Below are 19,662 nucleotides of genomic sequence, written 5' to 3'. Positions count from 1 at the left end.
ATCAATTACAGCTGATTTCATCCCAGAACCAATTCGATTGAACTGGGCTTTCCCAAACACCTGGGCCGTTTTTAGCCACGAAGCACTTACCGTTATGCGTCACTTTATCGCCATTACTCACTTGGCTAACACCGGCTTGCCACGTAATAAATTCAGATGGATCGACAACCACTGGCGGTTCTGTCACAGGTGGTTCAACGGGTGCAGGGTCTACTGGTTCTGGATCGACAGGGGCAGGATCAACAGGCGTTGGATCTGTCACAACTGGTGGTGTTGGCTCGCCCGCTACTAGTTTCCAAGGGCCACCATTGGCAGGGTCATCCCCTTGTGTCCACCATTTCGCTTCATAGGTTGCGCCGTTATGCGTCACTTGGTCACCCGCGTTGTAAACCTTGGTCGCACTCCAACCATTACCACCCGGATCAGTACCAGGATCTACCGGATCCAGCTTATCGACAACTTTCACTTCAGGCCAACTCGCATGAGAACCATAGAAGTTGGTCACACACTTCTCGTAATCACCAGCCACCAGTGCGGAATAAGCCGTTTGGAAACCAACAAGCTCACACTCAAACGAGTAACCTTCTGGGCGGTCTGCGTAGTATTTCCAGTTACCATCCCAGTTGGTGTACAACACATCCGTTGCTCCGTTGAGGTTTAAGCTTCCGTAAGGCGTTTGCTGCCAACAAGTATTGGCTTCATCCGCTTCTACCGGAATTTCATAGTGCGCTGCTAACCCTTCCCAATAACGAATACGGTTAACGGGTTGGCCTTTGTCTTTGTTCTGCTCGCCACATTCAATACCACCATTGATCACGTTGATTGTGGTACCAAAGCCATAACCAATACCCGCATCCAATTCGCGTTGAGATGGCGTCCAAGTGCGGTCGATGACATGCAGCATAGCTGGTTTAGGTGCTTGAGGGGTAAGGAAAAACCAAATAGCAGAAGCTAAGTTCAACCAAGAGTCCGCCACTAAGCCCGGATTGTTGAGAAGCACCGTCGCGTCACCATCAAACATCACTTCAGAGAACGCGCCATAATTAAAATGGTAAGAAAGCTGTTTAGCACCACGTCCGAAGTAGCCCTGTCCCGCAGCACATGGCCAACGGGCATTCTGCCAATCGTTCTGACCACAACCGGTGGTGTAACCTTCTTGGCCTTCAGACCAACCCATTTCGCGAACATGCACCAGCGCTTGCTGCCACTCTTCTAGAGCTAATGGATTATCAGAGGTGTTGTCTATCGCGATGTGCCCACCCGTCTCTTGTGAAAAGTGAGCAAAGGCCGTGATGATGGATTTCTTACAGATGGCATCGGAGTCACGGCCATCGGTGTACTCTCCACAGAACGCTGGGAATTTACCGATCGCACGTAAGAAGCGAGTGTAGGTGTATTCTGGCGCTGCCATCTGAGTGAGGAAGTCCCATTCAGATTGAGGGAACACGCGCTCTACACGCTTTATGTTTTCAGGATTCGAGGGGGAACCGGGTTCAATCGCTTCAACGATTGTATTCGGGCGAGTTTGAAGGGCCTGTGACCAGATCGCATACATAGGATCGGATGTTTTCGCTTGTTCAGCAGCTTGTAGAGCCGACTTTTCAACAAGGTAACCATTCGGATTTTGCGGATCAGGTTGAATGTTCAAAGACGCATGACTTTGCGCTGCTAAAGTGCAGCCCAGTACTGTCGCCAAATATTTGATTTTTAACATGATGGATTCTCTTATCTGTCCTTAATAAGTCCATCAAAGAGTATGCTTCACATGTGAAATGGCCTAGCTGTAGCTGTGTGAATTTATAAAAAGTGCGAGTGATCTTTTTGATACATGGCTCAGCACAACAAAGCGTCTCATGGTTTCTTGAGCTGATATCTAGTTTCCAACTCATTTGGTTTCTAGTTATTGTTCATTTGATTTCGAGGTATTGCTCATAAGCCTTTAATGTAATGAATCAATATAATCAATCGAAAAGAAAAAAGCCCCGAACTGAGTTCGAGGCTTAAGATCTTAATCAAAGCTGGTTAAATCTCTAAGAGATTATTCCCACTCGATAGTTGCTGGTGGCTTACCAGAAATATCGTAAACAACACGTGAAATGCCGTTAACTTCGTTGATAATACGGTTAGAAACCTTACCTAGGAAGTCGTATGGTAGGTGTGCCCAGTGAGCAGTCATGAAGTCGATAGTTTCTACGGCACGTAGAGATACAACCCAATCGTACTTACGGCCATCGCCCATTACGCCAACTGAACGTACTGGTAGGAATACCGTGAATGCTTGAGATACTTTGTGGTAAAGGTCAGCAGCGTGAAGCTCTTCAATGAAAATAGCATCTGCGCGACGCAGTAGATCACAGTACTCTTTCTTGATTTCGCCAAGAACACGAACACCTAGACCAGGACCCGGGAATGGGTGGCGGTAAAGCATGTTGTATGGAAGACCAAGCTCAAGGCCGATCTTACGTACTTCATCTTTAAACAGCTCACGTAGAGGTTCAACAAGACCCATTTCCATATCATCAGGAAGGCCACCAACGTTGTGGTGAGATTTGATTACGTGTGCTTTACCTGTCTTAGATGCTGCAGACTCGATTACGTCTGGGTAGATAGTACCCTGAGCAAGCCATTTAGCATTAGATAGTTTCTTAGACTCTTCATCGAAGATATCTACGAATACGTGACCGATGATTTTACGCTTAGCTTCTGGTTCAGCTTCGCCTTCCAGAGCTTTAAGGAAACGTTCTTCAGCATCAACTTTAATGATGTTAAGGCCGAATTTGTCACCAAACATGTCCATAACCTGCTCGCCTTCGTTTAAACGAAGAAGGCCGTTATCAACAAATACACATGTTAGTTTGTCGCCGATAGCGCGGTGAGCAAGCATCGCAACTACAGATGAATCCACACCACCAGAAAGGCCAAGGATAACTTCGTCGTCACCTACTTGTTCTTTAATACGTGCAACTGCATCTTCAATGATAGACGCTGAAGTCCACAGACCTTCACAACCACACGCGTTAAGAACGAAGTTCTCAAGCATTTTTAGGCCGTTTTTAGTGTGTGTTACTTCTGGGTGGAATTGAACACCGTAGTATTTCTTATCTTCGTTTGCCATTGCTGCGTATGGGCAAGTGTCTGTCTCTGCGATTTTTGTAAAATCGGCTGGAATCTCAACTACTTTGTCGCCGTGGCTCATCCAAACATCTTGAGTAGACTCAAGGTCAGCGAAAAGTGCTGATTCGCCAGTCACTTGTACCGCTGCGTAGCCGAACTCGCGCTCAGTAGACGTTGCTACTTTACCGCCAAGTTGCTCAGCCATAGTTTGCATGCCGTAGCAGATACCGAATACAGGAACACCTGAATCAAATACGTACTGAGGTGCACGTGGAGAGTTCTCCTCCGTTACACTTTCAGGACCACCAGATAGGATGATGCCGTCTGGATTGAATTCACGAATATCCGCTTCTTCTACGTCCCAGCTCCAAAGTTCACAGTAAACACCGATCTCACGAATACGACGAGCTACTAGCTGTGTGTATTGAGAACCGAAGTCCAGAATTAGAATACGTTGGTCATGAATATTTTTAGTCATTGTAAGCAGTCTTATTGGCTATGTGATAAAACGGAGGTGAGTTTACTCACCTCTGATTAACTCTTCAAGAAATAAAGCAAACGTTTTCGTTAGATATCTTTAACCACGTGTTTTGAGACAATCGGACTTTTAACAAAACAGGCGGTAGATATAATACCAATCACAGTAAGTAAGTGTTCAGGAATAGCGTAGGAAAAAAGCCTGAGAACGAGGCAGGATTTTCTGATAAGTAGTTATTCTACAATCAAAAATTCTAACGAAGTTATCGAGGTTTTTAACAAGCTAGGATGACCAGTTATTTACTACGATTGGTATATTAATGTGCCGACTAAATCAGCACATTATTCAAACGTTTGGACGTATTATTAACCTAAACGGTAGTTAGGTGCTTCTTTCGTGATTTGAACATCGTGTACGTGAGATTCTTTCATGCCCGCACCAGAGATACGAACAAACTCAGCTTTAGTACGCATGTCTTCAACAGTTGCAGAACCCGTTAAGCCCATGCTTGAGCGTAGACCGCCCATCTGTTGGTGAACGATCTCTTTTAGACGACCTTTGTATGCGATACGACCTTCAATACCTTCTGGAACAAGCTTGTCTGCAGCGTTGTCAGATTGGAAGTAACGGTCAGAAGAGCCTTGAGACATAGCGCCAAGAGAACCCATACCACGGTAAGACTTGTAAGAACGACCGTTGTAAAGGATAACTTCACCCGGTGCTTCTTCAGTACCAGCGAACATTGAACCAACCATCACACAAGATGCGCCAGCAACGATAGCTTTACAGATATCGCCAGAGAAGCGGATACCGCCATCTGCGATTACTGGAATACCGTATTCGTTTGCAACTTCCGCTGCGTCTGCGATGGCTGTTACTTGAGGAACACCAACACCAGTAACGATACGAGTCGTACAGATTGAACCTGGGCCGATACCAACTTTAACTGCACTAACACCAGCTTCGATAAGAGCACGTGCGCCAGAACCAGTTGCTACGTTACCACCGATGATTTGTAGATCAGGGTATGCAGCGCGAGTTTCGCGGATACGGTTAAGTACGCCTTCAGAGTGACCGTGTGAAGAGTCAATAAGTAGAACGTCTACGCCAGCTTCAACTAGAGCAGCAACGCGCTCTTCGTTACCAGCACCAGCACCAACAGCTGCACCTACACGTAGGCTGCCGCGCTCATCTTTACAAGCGTTTGGTTTACGTTCTGCTTTGTGGAAATCTTTTGCAGTGATCATTCCAGTAAGTTGGAAGTCATCATTTACAACAAGAACTTTTTCAACACGCGCTTCGTGCATTTTCTCTTGAACTTCTTCACGAGTTGCACCTTCTTTAACAGAAGCAAGGCGAGCTTTAGGTGTCATTACTACATCAACTTTCTTAGAAAGGTCAGTAACAAAGCGCACGTCACGGCCAGTAATAATACCAACCAATTCGTTTGTTTCAGTAACAACAGGGAAACCGGCAAAGCCGTGTTTTTGGGTAAGGGCTACAACATCAGCGATTGTTGCGTCAGGGCTTACAGTTACTGGGTGAGAAACCACACCAGCTTCGTAAATTTTAACCTGGCGAACCATTTCAGCTTGCTGCTCGATTGACATATTCTTATGAATAAAGCCAATACCACCTTCTTGCGCAAGGGCAATTGCTAGGCGTGCTTCCGTAACAGTATCCATCGATGCAGAGATCATTGGGATGTTTAAAGAAATGTTTTTCGTTAACTGAGTGCGAAGATCAGCTGTGTTCGGAAGAACGGTTGAGTGTGCTGGGACGAGTAAAACGTCATCAAAAGTTAAAGCTTCTTTTGCGATTCGTAGCATTTGCAATATCTCACAACAAAGGTGTTAAAAGGAGTAAACCCAACTTTATCGTTTCGCATAATAAAGTGATTTGGATTTGATATTGCAGACGGATTATACGCACGGCGAAATCGCTTGGCTACACATTTTTGTATTTTTAATTTGCATTTACCCCCTTGCTATGTATTATATTGCCGCTATCTTCCATACTCACGCCCTGTGAGATTCCAAGAAAGACCTTCCTTCAAGGAAAGATAGTGCTTCTATGACTAATCCAAACATCTTTACTGTTTCTCGCCTCAACTCAGAGGTTCGTCTCCTATTAGAAAACGAAATGGGAATAGTCTGGCTCGTTGGTGAAATCTCAAACTTCTCTGCACCTGTCTCTGGTCACTGGTACCTCACGCTAAAAGACTCTCGCGCTCAAGTTAAATGCGCCATGTTTCGTGGCAATAACCGCCGTGTGACCTTTAAGCCTCAGAACGGCAATCAAGTTTTAGTCAAAGCTCGCCTATCTCTTTACGAGCCACGCGGTGACTACCAACTGATCATCGAAAGCATGCAGCCAGAGGGTGACGGTAAACTTCAGCAAGAATTTGAAAAGCTGAAGATGAACCTTGCCGCAGAAGGACTGTTTGCTCAATCAAGTAAGCAAGCTCTTCCTGAACACCCAAAACGTGTTGGCGTTATCACATCTAAAACCGGTGCAGCGCTGTTTGATATTCTTGATGTACTAAAAAGGCGCGATCCTTCGCTACCGGTTGTGGTTTACCCGACCATGGTTCAAGGCGAAGAGGCGGCGATTCAGATTGCCCAAGCGATTGGACGCGCTAACGAACGCAATGAATGTGATGTGTTAATCGTCGGCCGTGGTGGCGGCTCACTGGAAGACCTATGGTGCTTCAATAACGAGATCGTAGCTCGCACAATCGCAGCAAGCCAAATCCCGATTATCAGCGCCGTTGGCCACGAAGTGGATGTCACTATCGCTGATTTCGTTGCCGATATGCGTGCCCCAACGCCATCAGCTGCCGCAGAATTGGTTAGCCGTGATAACAGTCATAAAGAACAAGCTTTCGCGTCTAAACGTGCTCGCTTAGTCAGTGCGATTCGTCATGTGTTAATCAAACAGGCGCAATCAACTCAAACGTTGAAATACCGCTTAGAGAAGCAACACCCTAGCTACCAACTTCAAAAGCAGAGTCAGCAGCTTGATGACCTAGATATGCGTTTGCGTCGTGGTATGACTCAATACCTAAAACAGCATGCACAGCGTGTTGAACGTAAACAGCACCAGCTTCAATTGAACTCGCCAGTGAAACGCCTTGGCGAACAGAAACTGCATCTGCAACGTTCAGAGCAAAAGCTATTGGATGCAATGGACAAGATATTACTAACCACTCGCCACCAGCTCGCTATGGCTGCAGAGAAGTTAGAGACCGTTAGTCCACTGGCAACCCTAAAGCGTGGCTACAGCATTACTCATTCAGAATCGAGCAAGACGGTATCATCGATTAACGATGTCGAAGTCGGTGAAGTGATCACCACTCAAGTTGAAGACGGTGTGATTGAGTCGCAAGTGACCACAAGAGTGACTAAGAGCGAGCTTTAAGTTCGACCTAACGTTTCAAACCAGAAAGCCCTATCGATAATCGACAGGGCTTTTTAGTATCTAACGCTTTCAAAAAACTAACCTATTCCAACCCTACTCAGTAGTAGAAGGCTCCTTCATGGTTAGCATCCCTTCAGTCACAATAAAGTTGATGATGAAGTCTAGCCCTTGGCTCTCTTTGAGGTTGGTGAACACGTATGGCTTGGTTGGACGCATGCGTTGTGTGTCTTGCTCCATCACCTCAAGTGACGCACCCACATATGGTGCTAAATCGATCTTATTGATAACCAGCAGATCAGAACGCGTAATACCCGGTCCGCCTTTACGTGGGATCTTCTCCCCTTCCGCTACATCAATCACGTAGATGGTAAGATCGGCTAATTCAGGGCTGAACGTCGCACTCAAGTTATCACCGCCACTTTCGACGAATACCACATCGAGGTTCTTATGCAGCTTGGCAAGCTCTTCTACCGCAGCTAAGTTCATCGACGCATCTTCACGGATCGCCGTGTGCGGACAGCCACCCGTTTCAACACCAATAATACGATCTGGTTCTAGAGCCTCTGCTCGCGTAAGTATCTTGGCATCTTCTTGAGTGTAGATGTCGTTGGTTACCACTGCGATATTGAGCTTGTCGCGAATCGCTTTACAAAGCACTTCTAATAGCGCTGTTTTACCAGACCCTACCGGGCCGCCAATACCAATTCGAAGTGGTTGCTTATAACTTTCCATTGTCTACTTCCTTATATTCTTTTTGCTACATCGTTCGCGCTAACCGCTACGAACGAAATAGTCGTGTGTATTGTGTTTCGTGCAATGAACTCGCTAATGCCATCGAAGGCGAAAAGCTGCCTATCATCCAATCTTCTATCGTGCGGGCCTTTTCGATCACCTCAGGAAAGGTGTTGGTGATATTAATCAATGCCAACTGACCATCGGTTTGACCTAAAGGCACTAACTTGACCCCTGCGGTAACGATGTTTTCAAGCCAACTCCATAAATAACCCTGCTTGAGGCTCTCTAAATCAATACCCCAATGCTGAGCCGCCATACACATGCCCAACAATTGGTTTGGATGACTATCAACAGAATCCACCAGCGAAATATCGATATCCAAGCGCTTCAACAAGGTGTTCAATGCATGCCCACGCTGCTTTTCTTCCGCTCGCAATTCACTGGTTTCACGGCTTGAGTATAAGTAGTTACACCAATGCTCAATCTCATCGATTTCACCCTTTTCTAGCGCGTGATAAAGACGCTCTAAGATAGGTAATTCCAAAGTTGCGACACTGGAACTGACGATGGTATTAAGCCACTGTTCCATGCTGTTGCGATCGGTCACCCACCCCGCTTCAACCGCTAACTCTAAGCCTTGCGAATAAGTGAACCCACCAATCGGCAACGATGGACTGATCAATTGAAACAGACGATAGACGGCTACATTTTCTGTTGTGGTCATAATCGTGCCCTCAGTCTTCCAGAATCAAATAAGTTCGAGAGCCTACGCGCCTAACAGCAATAGTGCGCTTGCTGAAGCCACGCCGACTGACAACCATTTAGAGTAAACCGCGCGACCAACAAAAGTACCGATAACCATCAGAGCCAAAGCACTGATACTCATGCCTGTTGCGAACTGAGTCAGGTTGCTCGCGGCTTCAACGCCGTGTGCGTAACCATGGAAAAACAACATAGCAATCGAAGCAACTAATACGCTGTTTACACGCTTGGTTGATGGTGAGAATACATGCCATAAACATAAGCTGACGACAAACAGAGAAGCGATAATGGCAGGCTCAACAATCACAGAGAAACCTAGGGCTTGGCCTGCGATAAGCCCTACCACTAAAGACACCAATCCACCGCCAATCAGAGCTGCTTTTGTCTTGGTGGAAAATGAAAGTGCGCCAATTAACAGACCGAAAGCGATCAGCATGATCAGATGATCCATGCCAGTCACAGGGTGAGTTAAGCCAGACATAAACGAGTGAGACTCATGAACTGAATGCGCCCCATGTCCTGGGTGAGCGAAAGCCATCGTTGATGTTGTTAGAGAAGCCAGTGTGAAAGTACATAAGCCTGCAGCTGTTTTAAAGTTCATCGCGAGTTCCTTGCGTTTATAGTTATTAATATTTGTTGTTATATAAATCGTTTAGTGAGTCATCAATGACTCGATTAATGATGGTGATGATGTCCACCAGAGCGACCGCCATAAGCACCGCCTTCTGGTTCAAACGGTTGTTTCTCAGTGGTCACTTTCGCGCCTAAGCCTTCAACCATTTCATCTAAAACATGGTCGTGTTGATAACGAACCCAACCCGCTTCCACTTGCAGCGGAACATGACGGTTACCAAGGTGATACGCCACTCGCGTTAACAGGAGCAAGTCTTCACAGTAAACAGTCGAAACGGTTTCTGGTGCCGCTTTCACTTCCACTACCAAGCCACATTCACTCGACAGTTGTTCGCCACCACGCAAGATATGACCTCGCGGTAGAAACAGGCCGGCATTACGTCCGTCATCTAACATCACCTTAAGACGGCTTTTGATTCGGCTATCGATCGGCAGGCTTAAGTAGCCATCCGGTGCATTTTGCATTTGAGTATTCAGTTGAGTCAGTTCAATCATTGCTATTACCTCAATCTCCTTGTGAGATTTATAACGTTTAAATTAGGAGCCTTCAGCCTAAAAGCCCTTAGCTAAGAGCTAGAACAAGAGCCTTCAGCTCAGCGCTAAAATAAAAGCCTTCAGCCGAGCTCTTAAAATAGAAAATACCGTTGTGCCATTGGTAGTTCTTCAGCAGGCTCACAAGTTAGCAGTTCCCCATCGGCGCGTACTTGATACGTCTGAGAATCCACCTCAATTTTTGGCATCCAATCATTGAGCTTCATGTCGGCTTTACTGATATTTCGGCAGTTGCTCACTACACCAATCAAACTCTGCAAACCCAATTGCTTATCGATGTTCTGCGCTTTGGCTTCTTTAGAGACAAACAACATCGATGTGTTCTGACACGCCTTGCCATAGCTACCAAACATAGAGCGATAGTGAACAGGTTGAGGGGTTGGGATAGAAGCGTTTGGATCGCCCATTGGTGCCATGGCAATCATGCCACCTTTCAAAATCACGCTGGGCTTCACACCAAAAAAAGCGGGCTTCCACAACACTAGATCAGCTAACTTCCCTGCTTCGATAGAGCCGATTTCATGAGACATACCATGAGTGATCGCTGGGTTGATGGTGTACTTAGCGACATAGCGTCTTAATCGGAAGTTATCGCTGTAGTCTGAATCTTCTTTTAGGCTGCCGCGCTGAACTTTCATCTTGTGCGCAGTTTGCCAAGTTCGAGTGATCACCTCGCCTACACGTCCCATTGCTTGTGAGTCCGAAGCGATCATCGAAAAGGCACCTAAGTCATGAAGAATGTCTTCTGCGGCAATGGTTTCACGGCGGATACGTGACTCTGCGAACGCGACATCTTCAGCAATCGATGGTGACAAGTGATGACAGACCATCAACATGTCTAAGTGCTCATCGACGGTATTGATGGTGTAAGGGCGTGTTGGATTGGTTGAGGAAGGCAAAACGTTCGGCTCACCTGCAGCACGAATAATATCGGGAGCATGACCACCGCCCGCACCTTCGGTGTGATAGGTATGAATCACGCGGTCGCCGATTGCGCCAAGTGTCGATTCAACAAAACCAGATTCATTCAGAGTGTCGGTATGAATCGCAACTTGTACGTCCATCTCGTCAGCCACACTCAAACAGGTATCGATTGAAGCGGGAGTGGTTCCCCAGTCTTCGTGTAACTTCAAACCCACCGCGCCTGCCGCTACTTGCTCACGTAGTGCTTCTGGCTGACTGGCATTGCCTTTGCCTAACAAACCAAAGTTCATCGGGAATTGATCGAGTGACTCTAGCATGCGGTGCATGTTCCAAGGCCCCGGTGTGCATGTGGTCGCGTTAGTACCTGTGTTTGGTCCAGTGCCACCGCCGATCATGGTTGTCACACCTGACGCCAGTGCTTCTTCAATCTGTTGTGGGCAAATAAAATGAATGTGTGAATCAATACCACCAGCAGTCAAGATTGAACCTTCGCCTGCTAAAATTTCCGTGCCCGGGCCAATCACAATATCAACGCCCGGTTGAACATCTGGGTTGCCCGCTTTGCCCAATGCCTGAACTCGACCATCTTTGACTGCGACATCGGCTTTTACGATGCCCCAGTAATCCAACACAATCGCGTTAGTGATCACCAAATCTGGAGTTTCGGCACTTGGACGTTGGCTTTGCCCTTGTCCATCACGGATAACTTTGCCGCCGCCGAATTTCACTTCGTCGCCGTATACGGTGTAATCTTTTTCAACTTCTAGCCATAAATCAGTGTCAGCAAGACGCACTCGGTCACCGACTGTTGGCCCAAACATTTCGGCATAAGCCTGTCTGGATATCGTCGCCATGTTCAATCCTTTGTTATTTTCATTATTCCGTGGGAGCGCTTAGAGCTTGCCCATCACCTTTCCTTGGAAGCCATAGATCTCTAACTTACCGGCGTAACGCACTAACTCGACGCTGCGCGACTGACCCGGCTCAAAGCGGGTTGCAGTACCCGCAGGAATATTGAGTCGTAAGCCTTTAGTAGCTTCTCGGTCAAAGATCAGCGAAGGGTTTGCTTCATAGAAGTGGTAATGAGAGCCGATTTGCACGGGACGGTCGCCTATATTTTGAACCTTTACGGACGTCGTGTCTCGGCCTTCGTTTAGAGTGATATCACCGGGAGCGGTTTCGACTTTTCCGGGCACTAAGCCTGAATATTGTTTGGTGGATCCAGCCATATTTCTTCTCCCTACACGATAGGTTCATGAACGGTCACCAACTTGGTGCCATCGGGAAAAGTGGCTTCGACTTGTACATCTGGGATCATGGAAGGGATCCCCTCCATAACGTCATCGACGGTAAGCAGTGTGCGTCCAAAATCCATCAATTCCGAAACGGTTTTCCCCTCACGGGCACCTTCAAGAATGGCACTGCTGATCAGAGCAATAGATTCTGGGTAGTTGAGTTTTAAGCCTTTCTGTTTACGCTGCTGTGCCAGCATTCCTGCGCAGAAGATAAGTAGCTTATCTTTTTCTCTTGGTGTTAATTCCATTTAGCTGCCCGCTGTTAGTGTTGTTTTCTTAGTGCTCAGAAACGCATGAGCAGTAAGTGGGATTCAATCACAGCAAGCTTGAAAAAATGTACCGAGGGCCGGAAGTCGCCCTCGGTACAAATAGGGCTAATCGCTAAGTCGCCCAAATCCTTGGTAAATCAGGAGTCGTACCACATAAATGAGAGCGAGTTGCTTGCCATATCTGACCAAAGGCCTGGAGGATGTCTTCACTCCAATAACCCAAGGCTCGCACCACAATCAATCCTTCTATCTGTGTCGCACCCAATATTAATGTGGGTTCACTCGACGTTTTTGATGTAACTGATTGCTGTGAAGCTTGCTGTGTAATAGATAAGAGCAAGCTCTGTACCAACTCTAAATCTTGCTTCTCATTTGAGGTGAGATAAAAGGTACCCATCATTGAATAATCAAGTAACCCCATATTTATCATTAACTTATCGCCACCATGAAAATTAAAGCCTTCAGTCAGAAGCCTTTGATTATCAAGATAGATTTCTGTTTTCCCAACGAGATGACCATGCTCGAATCCCTCATTCTGTGCAGGGCGTCCAAAACAGTGCATCTCCCAACCCCAAAACTGTGCACCCTTTTCTAGGCGAATTTCAGTATCTAAACGAACGTGTGCATTGGGGAAAAAGATGTTCTCTTGCGGCATCCATTCCAAGCGTGCATCTTTCTTCACTCGTAGGGTCTGCTTCTGCTTGGCGTACTTGTTGTTTGAGCGATAAAACTTGGTCGCACCGGGTGTGGTAATCAACGCGTGAGCACCGTGCTCAAGATTCACGTTAATATTGAGAGTGTCACCACCTACCACTCCGCCGGGGGGATGGAGTAAGTAGGTGTGACACGTTTCCCCATCAGGATACAGGGGGCGTTGCACCGCAAGCGGACCAGACTGCTGACGATTCTTTAATACGGTTTTATCACCGCGGTCGACAAAAGTGAGATTTAGGCTTGCTTGCCAACCATCTCGAATATCTTGTTCGATGGTTTCATTCAGAGATAAAGCTTCTACTAAAGAAGCCTTGCTTACTTCATTCGGAGAAAAGAGAGAATTCATACGGTTAGATACTCCTTAATCAAGGACTCATCGAGCCCTGTCATTTCACCTTCAGCCACCTGACGCCCACGGTCGAGAATACAGAAGCGGTCACCGACCTTTCTCGCAAATGGCAACTTCTGCTCAACCAACAACACCGTGAGTCCCATTTTCTCGTTGAGCATGCGAATGATGTCGCCAATCTCTTGCACAATATTGGGTTGAATACCCTCCGTCGGCTCATCCAAGATCAATAGCTTTGGATTCACCACCAGCGCACGCCCAATCGCTAGCTGTTGCTGCTGGCCACCCGATAAATCACCACCGCGACGATGTAGCATCTCTTTTAACACTGGGAAAATATCGAAGATGAATTCAGGGATCTTGCGGTCACCCTTTTTACGAATCGGTAAACCGACCTCTAGATTTTCTTGAACAGTGAGCATTGGGAAGATCTGGCGACCTTGCGGTACATAGCCGATCCCTTGGCGTGGACGGTCCTCGGCATCGGTTTTCAAAAGTGACTCACCCGATAAGGAGATGTCACCGCTTTCAACCTTCACCAACCCCATAATGCATTGCAGTAAGGTGGTTTTACCGACACCATTTCGCCCCATTAGCACCGTGCATTTACCTTCTGGGATCTGCATATCCAAATCCCACAGCGTGTGGCTCTCACCGTAATATTGATTAACTGATTTAACCTCTAACATCCTATTCTCCGAGATAAACTTGTTTAACTTCAGGGTGAGCCTGCACTTGATCCATGGTGCCTTCTGCCAGCACGTGACCTTGATGAAGCACGGTGACGTGGCTAGCAATCGAACGAACGAAATCCATATCGTGTTCAACTACAACCACCGAGTGCTTACCTGCTAGCGAGTTAAGAAGTTCAGAGGTGCGGTCCATTTCTTGGTGAGTCATACCTGCCACGGGTTCATCCACCAGCAACAGCTTAGGGTTTTGCATCAATAGCATGCCGATCTCTAACCACTGCTTTTGTCCGTGAGACAGGTTACCTGCCAAATTCGCCGCTTCGTCTTTTAAATGAATCAGCTCAAGTACCGAGGTCAATTTGTCTTTCTGTTCACCAGACATCACAGCGGTGAACGTCGCCCACACTGAGCGGTCACCGGCCATGGCTAATTCAAGGTTCTGCCACACAGTTAAACACTCAATCACGGTCGGTTTTTGGAATTTACGCCCAACGCCTGCATTGGCGATTTCGGCTTCGTTCATCTTCAATAAGTTGATGTTCGAACCCAACCACACCTCGCCGGTGTCTGGCTTAGTTTTACCTGTGATAATGTCCATCATGGTGGTTTTACCTGCGCCATTAGGACCTATGATACAGCGTAGCTCTCCCTCTTTGATGTAGAGGTTGAGGTCGTTTATCGCTTGGAAACCATCGAAGCTTTTGTTGACGCCTTCGACATACAACAGCACGTTATGTCGAGTATCGATGGCAGGATGAATATCGGGTTTGAGGTAATCAAAGACTTCGTCTCGACGAGTGAACGCCTGAACCGATTCCTTTACGCTATTAAATGTGGTCATGCGATCACCTCCTTGGCCTTGTGCTGATCATCCTTATCTTTATCTTGGTTTTTCCCATTTGATGCCTTGCGCAGCTGCTGCCACTTTTCACTGACAAAGCCAATCACACCTTGTGGGAAGTACATGGTTGAGAGTACGAATAGTCCACCCAGAGCAAACAGCCACACCTCCGGGAACTCAACCGTAAACCAACTCTTGGCGTAGTTGATGATCAATGCACCGACAATGGCACCAAACAGAGTGGCACGACCGCCTAAGGCTACCCAAACCACAATCTCAATCGAGTTAAGAGGAGCAAATTCTCCCGGATTGATAATACCCACTTGAGGGACATATAAAGCCCCGGCAATACCGGCGATAACCGCAGAAAGAACGAAGACCCACAGCTTGATGCCATCGACGTCATAGCCCATAAAGCGAGTGCGTGATTCCGTATCACGAATCGCTAATGCCACACGACCTAATCGACTGGTCACCACCATGCGACAAGCTATGTAGCTGAGAATAAGCGCAATACCAGTCGCGACAAACAGACCTATCTTGACCGCATCACTCTGCAAACTCAGACCGATGATGTCTTTGAAATCCGTCAGTCCGTTGTTGCCACCAAAGCCCATTTCGTTGCGGAAAAATGCCAGCATCAATGCGTAAGTTAATGCCTGAGTCATGATAGAAAGATACACCCCGGACACACGAGAGCGGAAAGCTAAATAACCGAACAAGTAAGCCAATGCGCCCGGCACTAGCACCACCATCAGGCAAGCAAACCAGAACTGGTCAAAGCCCTGCCAGAACCACGGCAACGCAGACCAATCAAGGAACACCATGAAATCTGGTAAGACTGGATCACCATAAACCCCACGGTCACCAATCTGACGCATCAAGTACATGCCCATCGCATAACCACCAAGCGCAAAGAAAGCACCGTGGCCAAGGCTCAAGATTCCGAGATAGCCCCACACCAGATCGAGCGCCAACGCCAACATTGCGTAGCTCAGATATTTGCCCATCAGCGAGATAGTAAAAGTCTCTACATGGAGCGGGTGCCCACTTGGTAACATGGTGTTAGCCAGTGGGATAAGAATAACGGCCGCTAGAATGGCAAGGATGGTCAGTTGGCCACCTTTGTCACCACGCATTGCCGAAAGTACAAATGATTTTGACTGCATGATGTTGTCCTTAACCTTCAGCCGCACGACCACGTTGCGGGAAGAGTCCGCGTGGGCGTTTTTGAATAAATAGAATGATGAAAACCAGTACCAGAATCTTGGCGAGAACCGCACCAGCCCATGGTTCTAAAATTTTATTGAACAGACCAAGGCTTAAGCCTGCGACTAGCGTGCCCCATAGGTTGCCAACACCGCCGAATACCACCACCATGAATGAGTCGATGATGTACGCCTGTCCCATATTAGGGCCAACGTTGGTCAGTTGAGACAGTGCCACGCCTGCAACACCCGCAACGCCAGAGCCTAAACCGAAGGTCATCGCATCAACTCGCTCTGAACGAATACCCATCGCACGAGCCATGCCACGGTTTTGAGAAACGGCACGAACCTGAAGGCCTAACGGTGTCTTTTTCAGAACCATCAATAACCCCATAAACACCAAGCCACAGAACAAGATGATGTAAAGACGGTTATAAGTCAGCGATAGCATAGGATTCAATTGAAGCGCACCAGACATCCATTCAGGTGTACTCACTGATCGGTTCAGCGGAGAGAAAATAGAGCGAACGGCTTGCTGCAAGATTAAGCTGATACCAAAGGTGGCGAGCAAGGTCTCTAATGGACGCCCATAAAGGTGACGAATCACGCTTCGCTCAATCGCAATACCCACTAAGCCCGAAACGATGAATGCTGCAGGAATAGAAAGTATTAGCGCTAAACCAATATGATTCGGCATCAGAAGTTGCAATACATAGGTGGTGTAAGCGCCAATCATGATCAGCTCACCATGAGCCATGTTGATAACGCCCATCACACCAAAGGTGATCGCTAAGCCAATGCCCGCTAGTACCAATACCGAACCTAAACTCAAGCCAAAGAATACGGTTTCAACACCTGAGTACAGAGCTTGGCTTTGTTGATAATCGTCCATCGCACGCTCTGTTGCAGCCAAAATGCTTGGTTCTTGCTCACCGTTAAGTAGTTGGTTCAGTGTTTTTAGAACGACTGAATGCTTAAAGTCGCCCACTCGTTCAATCGATGTTACTCGAGCTTCAGTTGTTGCACTGTTATCAAGCGAGGTAAAAATAGCTAATGACAAATCCATTAGTTCAGCGACTTTACCATCGGTCTCATTTTCTCTAAGTTCGGATAAACGATCGATGATAGTGGCATCCTTAGTTCCCAGTAGATCGAGAACCGCTTGATAACGCACATCTGGGTTACTGCTATTTAATCCAATAGAGGCAATTTCACCCCGTAAGATCCCGCGAAGTTTGTTGTTTACGCGCACCTTTTTAAACAGCTTAGCATTGTCGATATTGAGAGTTGATTCATCCCATACAGACTGAGCTGAAGTGGCTGTTTTGGTGTTTTGAATGAGATAGAGCTGTTTATAATGTTCGTTTTTTTTATCATTGAAGTAATAGAGATTGCCGTTTAACCATCCATATAAAATAGCCTTCGACACGTCTTCCGTTTGTGTCTCAATGATCCAATCGATGGCTAGCTCTTTATCCGATGTTTTTTTACCAACTAGCGCCTTGGTAAAGCTAGCTTCATCCGTTATTCCAGCAAAAGCCAACTGAGCACTGATAGCCATGAGCAACAGCGCCTTAAATACGTTTAATACGTTCTTCATCCCTGCTTCCTTAACCAACAAGTTAGATATTGTTATTTTTTACTTGGTGGATGTTTGGATAGTTGTTGTGACTTGAAACTAATTTGAGCCTTCTCTTTCGTTGCGCCTCCATGCAGAAGCACTCTTCCCTAAAGAGAAGGCTCAATATTCATAGCTAGTAGTTACCGGTAATAGCTAACACCCAGTAACGAAAGCTGACAACCAGTAACTAGTTATCAGCTAAGAGCGAATAACTCTAGTTACCACCAGAACACTTTTTAGTTTCAACGTTGAACGCACCACATGAGAATGGCTTAGACCAACTAGAGAATAGTTTTGCTGATTCAGGTAAGTAGTTAGACCAAGCATCACCTGCAACAAGGCCTGTGGTTTCCCAAACGATGTCAAACTGGCCATCATCTTGAATCTCACCAATCAATACAGGTTTAGTTATGTGGTGGTTTGGTAGCATGGTTGAGTAGCCACCAGATAGGTTTGGAACAGACACACCAATCAATGCATCTTGCACCGCTTCAGCATCGGTTGTGCCCGCATTAGTCACAGCTTGAGCCCACATATTGAAACCAATATAGTGTGCTTCCATTGGGTCATTGGTGACACGCTTTTCACTCTTGATGAACGACTGCCACGTTTCAACGAACTCTTCATTAGCTTCAGTATCAACACTCATGAAGTAGTTCCATGCCGCTAGATGACCAACCAATGGTTCTGTGTCCATGCCTGACAGTTCTTCTTCACCAACAGAGAATGCAATAACTGGGATGTCTTCAGATGAAATGCCTTGAGCGCCTAGCTCTTTATAGAAAGGTACGTTCGCATCGCCGTTTACAGTAGAAACCACAGCGGTTTTCTTGCCAGCTTCACCGAACTTTTTGATGTCTGAAACGATAGATTGCCAATCAGAGTGACCAAATGGCGTGTAGTTGATCATGATGTCTTCTTCTGCGACACCTTTATCTTTTAGGTAGGCTTCTAAGATCTTATTGGTTGTACGTGGATAAACGTAATCGGTACCTGCAAGTACCCAGCGCTCGACTTCAAGCTCTTCCATCAAGTAATCCACTGCTGGGATCGCTTGTTGGTTTGGCGCGGCACCGGTGTAGAAAACGTTTTTAGAAGACTCTTCACCTTCATACTGTACTGGGTAGAAAAGGATGCTGTTTAGCTCTTCAAAAACTGGCAGCATGGATTTACGTGATACCGATGTCCAACCACCGAACACCACATCCACTTTCTCTTTTTCGATAAGCTCACGCGCTTTCTCAGCAAATAGCGGCCAGTTTGACGCAGGGTCAACCACGACAGGCTCTAGCTTCTTACCAAGCAAACCGCCCTTTTTGTTCTGCTCTTCGATGAGCATTAGCACGGTATCTTTTAGCGTTGTCTCACTGATCGCCATGGTGCCAGAGAGTGAGTGTAGAACACCGACCTTGATGGTCTCATCAGCAGCAAACACTGTTGAAGAAGAAAATGAAAGTGTTGTACACAGTGCAGCTAGCGATAAATTGAACACCTTGTTCATGATATTACTCCATAATTGTATTTTTGTTATTCAATTACAGAGTTACAAGAAGAGTGCCAAACTTATAAACCAACGAAATTATTTATAAGTAATTGTATTAATAGAATTTAAAAGAAACTCACACCAATAGAGTGCATAGCAATCATGTAACTATGTTTCATACTGGTGCAGTGACGGTGGGAATGAACCAAGATGACACATTCCTGTTCTTCAGATACAAAAAAGACCCAACACTTTAGTATTGAGTCTCTGGTATAACATCACCGATGGTCGTTCAAACCATGTAGTTTAAGGCTATTCCGCAGGTTGAAATTCGAATTTTACTCTCGACTTTGATTTCAACTCGTTGCAATCACCGTTGCAAAAATAGCTCGCCGCACCACAGGCTTGAAGCTTCTCAAGTTGGCTGCTGCACTCAGGGCAAAACCCAACTTTAGTAAAGTGAGCCTGACAACTTTCACAATGATACTTGCCATCCCAAGCTAGCTCAGACTGGCACTTAGGGCAGATATTTTCACTCATTAGCATTTCCTAATTCACTACTATTTTTACAA

General features: G+C 46.5%; 18 protein-coding genes. 1 reads left to right on the top strand and 17 read right to left on the bottom strand.

Going from position 1 to position 19,662, the window contains the following annotated elements; all coding sequences use genetic code 11:
* Position 1 precedes the first annotated feature (1 nt).
* The 3 genes from AB4351_RS07190 to guaB all read right to left on the bottom strand — a co-directional run bounded on the left by AB4351_RS07190 (position 2) and on the right by guaB (position 5,421).
* A complete protein-coding gene (locus AB4351_RS07190; RefSeq protein WP_372125487.1) occupies positions 2-1,714 on the bottom strand; it encodes a glycoside hydrolase family 19 protein in 1,713 nt (570 codons plus the stop codon).
* A 324-nt stretch (positions 1,715-2,038) separates the two neighbouring features.
* A complete protein-coding gene (guaA, locus tag AB4351_RS07185; RefSeq protein WP_372125484.1) occupies positions 2,039-3,592 on the bottom strand; it encodes a glutamine-hydrolyzing GMP synthase in 1,554 nt (517 codons plus the stop codon).
* A gap of 365 nt (positions 3,593-3,957) precedes the next feature.
* Positions 3,958-5,421, bottom strand: a complete 1,464-nt coding sequence (gene guaB / locus AB4351_RS07180; protein ID WP_372125482.1) for an IMP dehydrogenase — start codon at positions 5,419-5,421, stop codon at positions 3,958-3,960.
* 244 nt (positions 5,422-5,665) lie between these two features.
* Between guaB and xseA the strand changes: the two genes are divergently transcribed.
* The gene (xseA, locus tag AB4351_RS07175) at positions 5,666-7,012 is read left to right on the top strand and encodes an exodeoxyribonuclease VII large subunit (RefSeq protein ID WP_372125480.1); all 1,347 of its coding nucleotides are present in this window, start codon (positions 5,666-5,668) and stop codon (positions 7,010-7,012) included.
* Between the two features lie 93 nt (positions 7,013-7,105).
* Here the strand turns inward: xseA and ureG are convergent, their stop codons facing one another.
* From ureG to AB4351_RS07105, 14 genes are all read right to left on the bottom strand, one after another.
* Entirely contained in the window at positions 7,106-7,744 is a 639-nt protein-coding gene (gene ureG / locus AB4351_RS07170; RefSeq protein WP_017062498.1) for an urease accessory protein UreG, read from the bottom strand.
* Positions 7,745-7,790: 46 nt separating this feature from the next.
* Positions 7,791-8,471, bottom strand: a complete 681-nt coding sequence (locus AB4351_RS07165) for an urease accessory protein UreF (RefSeq protein WP_065584651.1) — start codon at positions 8,469-8,471, stop codon at positions 7,791-7,793.
* A 42-nt stretch (positions 8,472-8,513) separates the two neighbouring features.
* Complete coding sequence (locus AB4351_RS07160; protein WP_372125478.1) at positions 8,514-9,110, bottom strand: HupE/UreJ family protein; 597 nt, start codon at positions 9,108-9,110, stop codon at positions 8,514-8,516.
* A gap of 74 nt (positions 9,111-9,184) precedes the next feature.
* Positions 9,185-9,637 carry an urease accessory protein UreE gene (ureE, locus tag AB4351_RS07155; protein WP_017074134.1) on the bottom strand — a complete coding sequence of 151 codons (453 nt, stop codon included), beginning with the start codon at positions 9,635-9,637 and terminating at the stop codon, positions 9,185-9,187.
* Positions 9,638-9,768: 131 nt separating this feature from the next.
* Positions 9,769-11,472, bottom strand: a complete 1,704-nt coding sequence (gene ureC / locus AB4351_RS07150) for an urease subunit alpha (RefSeq protein ID WP_017084416.1) — start codon at positions 11,470-11,472, stop codon at positions 9,769-9,771.
* A 39-nt stretch (positions 11,473-11,511) separates the two neighbouring features.
* Positions 11,512-11,847 carry an urease subunit beta gene (locus AB4351_RS07145; protein WP_372125475.1) on the bottom strand — a complete coding sequence of 112 codons (336 nt, stop codon included), beginning with the start codon at positions 11,845-11,847 and terminating at the stop codon, positions 11,512-11,514.
* An 11-nt stretch (positions 11,848-11,858) separates the two neighbouring features.
* Positions 11,859-12,161, bottom strand: coding sequence for an urease subunit gamma (ureA, locus tag AB4351_RS07140; RefSeq protein ID WP_004735119.1), 303 nt, complete (start codon positions 12,159-12,161; stop codon positions 11,859-11,861).
* A 133-nt stretch (positions 12,162-12,294) separates the two neighbouring features.
* Entirely contained in the window at positions 12,295-13,242 is a 948-nt protein-coding gene (locus AB4351_RS07135; protein ID WP_372050940.1) for an urease accessory protein UreD, read from the bottom strand.
* The gene (gene urtE, locus AB4351_RS07130; RefSeq protein WP_008222775.1) at positions 13,239-13,934 is read right to left on the bottom strand and encodes an urea ABC transporter ATP-binding subunit UrtE; all 696 of its coding nucleotides are present in this window, start codon (positions 13,932-13,934) and stop codon (positions 13,239-13,241) included. Before urtE ends, AB4351_RS07135 begins: the two co-directional genes overlap by 4 nt.
* Position 13,935: 1 nt before the next feature.
* Entirely contained in the window at positions 13,936-14,778 is an 843-nt protein-coding gene (urtD, locus tag AB4351_RS07125) for an urea ABC transporter ATP-binding protein UrtD (protein WP_017062506.1), read from the bottom strand.
* A complete protein-coding gene (gene urtC, locus AB4351_RS07120) occupies positions 14,775-15,947 on the bottom strand; it encodes an urea ABC transporter permease subunit UrtC (RefSeq protein ID WP_017062507.1) in 1,173 nt (390 codons plus the stop codon). Before urtC ends, urtD begins: the two co-directional genes overlap by 4 nt.
* A gap of 10 nt (positions 15,948-15,957) precedes the next feature.
* Positions 15,958-17,586 carry an urea ABC transporter permease subunit UrtB gene (gene urtB / locus AB4351_RS07115; protein ID WP_017065607.1) on the bottom strand — a complete coding sequence of 543 codons (1,629 nt, stop codon included), beginning with the start codon at positions 17,584-17,586 and terminating at the stop codon, positions 15,958-15,960.
* Between the two features lie 235 nt (positions 17,587-17,821).
* Positions 17,822-19,108, bottom strand: a complete 1,287-nt coding sequence (gene urtA, locus AB4351_RS07110) for an urea ABC transporter substrate-binding protein (RefSeq protein ID WP_372125473.1) — start codon at positions 19,106-19,108, stop codon at positions 17,822-17,824.
* Between the two features lie 294 nt (positions 19,109-19,402).
* Positions 19,403-19,630, bottom strand: coding sequence for a zinc ribbon domain-containing protein (locus AB4351_RS07105; RefSeq protein ID WP_017056199.1), 228 nt, complete (start codon positions 19,628-19,630; stop codon positions 19,403-19,405).
* Positions 19,631-19,662 lie beyond the last annotated feature (32 nt).

Source organism: Vibrio sp. 10N.261.51.F11 (genome assembly GCF_041471665.1).
Taxonomy (GTDB): domain Bacteria; phylum Pseudomonadota; class Gammaproteobacteria; order Enterobacterales; family Vibrionaceae; genus Vibrio; species Vibrio crassostreae_C.
Note: the sequence above shows the minus strand (reverse complement) of the source record. Positions and strands in the feature narration are given on the sequence as shown.

Excerpts from the sequence above, each read along its gene's own strand:
- AB4351_RS07190 (WP_372125487.1), bottom strand. The coding sequence starts at position 1,714 with ATGTTAAAAATCAAATATTTGGCGACAGTACTGGGCTGCACTTTAGCA.
- guaA (WP_372125484.1), bottom strand. The coding sequence starts at position 3,592 with ATGACTAAAAATATTCATGACCAACGTATTCTAATTCTGGACTTCGGT.
- guaB (WP_372125482.1), bottom strand. The coding sequence starts at position 5,421 with ATGCTACGAATCGCAAAAGAAGCTTTAACTTTTGATGACGTTTTACTC.
- xseA (WP_372125480.1), top strand. The coding sequence starts at position 5,666 with ATGACTAATCCAAACATCTTTACTGTTTCTCGCCTCAACTCAGAGGTT.
- ureG (WP_017062498.1), bottom strand. The coding sequence starts at position 7,744 with ATGGAAAGTTATAAGCAACCACTTCGAATTGGTATTGGCGGCCCGGTA.
- AB4351_RS07165 (WP_065584651.1), bottom strand. The coding sequence starts at position 8,471 with ATGACCACAACAGAAAATGTAGCCGTCTATCGTCTGTTTCAATTGATC.
- AB4351_RS07160 (WP_372125478.1), bottom strand. The coding sequence starts at position 9,110 with ATGAACTTTAAAACAGCTGCAGGCTTATGTACTTTCACACTGGCTTCT.
- ureE (WP_017074134.1), bottom strand. The coding sequence starts at position 9,637 with ATGATTGAACTGACTCAACTGAATACTCAAATGCAAAATGCACCGGAT.
- ureC (WP_017084416.1), bottom strand. The coding sequence starts at position 11,472 with ATGGCGACGATATCCAGACAGGCTTATGCCGAAATGTTTGGGCCAACA.
- AB4351_RS07145 (WP_372125475.1), bottom strand. The coding sequence starts at position 11,847 with ATGGCTGGATCCACCAAACAATATTCAGGCTTAGTGCCCGGAAAAGTC.
- ureA (WP_004735119.1), bottom strand. The coding sequence starts at position 12,161 with ATGGAATTAACACCAAGAGAAAAAGATAAGCTACTTATCTTCTGCGCA.
- AB4351_RS07135 (WP_372050940.1), bottom strand. The coding sequence starts at position 13,242 with ATGAATTCTCTCTTTTCTCCGAATGAAGTAAGCAAGGCTTCTTTAGTA.
- urtE (WP_008222775.1), bottom strand. The coding sequence starts at position 13,934 with ATGTTAGAGGTTAAATCAGTTAATCAATATTACGGTGAGAGCCACACG.
- urtD (WP_017062506.1), bottom strand. The coding sequence starts at position 14,778 with ATGACCACATTTAATAGCGTAAAGGAATCGGTTCAGGCGTTCACTCGT.
- urtC (WP_017062507.1), bottom strand. The coding sequence starts at position 15,947 with ATGCAGTCAAAATCATTTGTACTTTCGGCAATGCGTGGTGACAAAGGT.
- urtB (WP_017065607.1), bottom strand. The coding sequence starts at position 17,586 with ATGAAGAACGTATTAAACGTATTTAAGGCGCTGTTGCTCATGGCTATC.
- urtA (WP_372125473.1), bottom strand. The coding sequence starts at position 19,108 with ATGAACAAGGTGTTCAATTTATCGCTAGCTGCACTGTGTACAACACTT.
- AB4351_RS07105 (WP_017056199.1), bottom strand. The coding sequence starts at position 19,630 with ATGAGTGAAAATATCTGCCCTAAGTGCCAGTCTGAGCTAGCTTGGGAT.